Annotated in this window: 2 protein-coding genes and 1 pseudogene; 1 reads left to right on the top strand and 2 read right to left on the bottom strand. The window is 36.4% G+C overall.

Annotated features, from left to right (window positions below; translation table 11 throughout):
* On the bottom strand, positions 1–703 hold a 703-nt coding region (locus tag K6D58_RS07920), incomplete at its 3' end, for a glycosyl hydrolase 53 family protein (protein ID WP_296829426.1).
* A 77-nt stretch (positions 704–780) separates the two neighbouring features.
* Complete coding sequence (locus K6D58_RS07915) at positions 781–1,620, bottom strand: hypothetical protein (RefSeq protein WP_296829424.1); 840 nt, start codon at positions 1,618–1,620, stop codon at positions 781–783.
* 349 nt (positions 1,621–1,969) lie between these two features.
* Here K6D58_RS07915 and K6D58_RS07910 point away from each other — a divergent pair.
* Positions 1,970–2,545, top strand: a pseudogene (locus K6D58_RS07910) (alpha-N-arabinofuranosidase); the annotation flags it as partial.

Genomic DNA, 2,545 nt, shown 5'->3' with positions numbered 1-2,545 from the left:
TGAAGTTTGCACTGCTCATTTTGCCTGCAATATTAGATTCTGGCTTTGCTCCGCTTGAAGCATTATAGCTTGTGTGAATTAAGATTCCGCTGTCAATTTCGTTTCCAACCTGAACATAGTCTGGTGTTGCATTGCCGTCTTTTAAGGCTGTAAGAACTTCTGTTGTGTATTCAGAGACTTTTGCAGCAAGTCCTTCTTTTGTAGTTATGTTCTGCCATGAAAGAGGAATTACCTGTTTTCCCGGGTCTGTCCAGTAATCGCTGTAATGAAAGTCCAAAAGAACTTTGAGACCTGCGTCCTTTGCAGCTTTTGCCATTCTTACAGCGCGCTCTGTTGTACAGTCTCCGGTATTCCATTCCTTGCTTGCAGGCCAGCTTTCATCTGTAACCGGTGCATTTTCCGGGTCTACCCACACACGGATTCTTACAGTATCAATTCCGTGATTTTTAAGAATTGCATAAATTGATTTTTGACTTCCGTCTGTATCATACCAGTTTTTGTCGTAGCCTTTAGAAGGTGCTTCGTCATTTTCCCAGTAATCTACAGCGCTTAAATCAAAACCGCGAACAAAGTTGTCGCCTGAATACTCATAGTTAGGTGTTTCTTCGTTATTAGAGTTTGAATTGTCCATAGTACACGATAAAAATATAAATGAGAGGGCTATAAAGATAGCGGCTATTTTTTTGTTTGATAATAATGTCATAAGATTCTCCTATATAATTGAATAATTGATTAAAAAAAAGCCGTCAGTTTTTACAGCTGGCGGCATCTACAAAGGGGTTATTCTGTGTAAGTAATTGTAAGAATTACTTCTGCTGTAAGTCCTGGATTTGCTTTAATCCAAAGTCCAGATGATTTTGCTTCATCGATAATTAATGAATTTGCATTAAGTTCATATGAGAAATATTCAATCGTAGGTGAACTTGTCCAGTTTAGTTTTGTCCATGCAGGATTTGTGATTGCAACTGACCAGTCATACCCATCTGTTGCTTCTCCATACAACATTGCAGAGATAGTCATAGCTGTAATGTTATAGTCTGCCAACTGGTCTGCAAAAATTGTCTGTAAAGCTTCATCACTTGTAAATGAAACTGTAGTTCCTGTAATTTCAGTTGTTTTTTCTGTATTGCTTGCAAGCTTCTCAGCTTCTTCTAATGCAGCCAAAGCCTCTGCTGTCAATCCAATAGAAATTGTAACAGTTGCTGATGCATCTGTATCACCAGAAATATAAAGTCCACCAGAAAGGTATGCTTTTAGTTCTGATGGAGATAATGTATAAGTAAATGAATTTGATGTTTTTAAGAATTCCGATAATTCACTCTGAAAACTAACATCTGGCCAGTTTTTATTATCTGCAAGTGTTATCCAAGAATATTCATCAGTTCCATGAACATAATTCTTAAATTCAATTTTTACTGATTTTACATCTGCTTTTGCGAATGTTGCTGCAGATACCAACTGAGTCAAAGAACTACCATCAAAAGAAATATTCTTATTCTCAACAATTGTCTTATAAACAAGTTCTTCATCATCACTTGAAGAGCCATTGCTACAAGAAGCAAATGCCATTACTACAGCGGCTGCCAATACCAGCGCACCTGATTTAAAAAATTTTTTCATAGGTTTCTCCTAAAAAAAAAATAAAAAAGTTTTTCTCTCTCTGAACCGTGAACTTTTATAAATAAATATTTTAGGAAAAGCTTAATTAGGAAGGATAAACAATGTTAATTCTAAAGCTAGATGTTATAAGCTATAAGCTTTTTATTTACACGTGTAGATCAACATATTTTTTTTATGATGTCAATAGTTATTACAATAATTTATTGTTATAATTAACTTTTTTAAATTAAATATAGTATAAAATATTATTGTACTATGCACAAAATCCCGCTGTTTCATAAAATCACAGATTCACAGTTCTTCAAAAAATCAATAAACTATAGAAAAATTAGGTTTACAAGGAAAAAAAATGAATACAAAAGTAATAATTTCAAAGGATTTTAAGATAGGCGAGGTAGATAAAAATCTCTTCAGCTCTTTTATAGAACAGCTTGGACGTGCGGTATATACCGGAATTTATGAACCAGGTCACCCGGAAGCAGACGAGCAGGGCTTTCGCAAAGACGTAATCAAAATGGTGCGGGACTTAAACGTTTCTCTTGTGCGCTATCCGGGAGGAAACTTTCTTAGCGGATACAACTGGAAGGACGGAATAGGGCCTAAAGAAAGTCGTCCGCGTCGTCTTGATCTTGCATGGCATACAATCGAATCAAATCAGGTGGGAATAGACGAGTTTTACGACTGGACTCAAAAAAGCGGCACTCAGATTATGGGCGCTGTAAATATGGGAACAGGAACTCCTAAAGAAGCTGGCGAACTTGTAGAATACTGCAACTTTGAAGGAGGCACTTACTGGAGTGATTTACGCCGTAAAAATGGTCATGAAAAACCTTATGGAATTAAAACCTGGTGTGTAGGTAATGAGATGGATGGTCCATGGCAGATTTGTCATCTTACTGCCGAAGAATATGGCAGAAAGGCTTTG

Origin of the sequence: Treponema sp., from assembly GCF_024696245.1 — a bacterium.
Lineage (GTDB): Bacteria > Spirochaetota > Spirochaetia > Treponematales > Treponemataceae > Treponema_D.
This window is presented reverse-complemented; position numbering and strand designations above follow the sequence as displayed.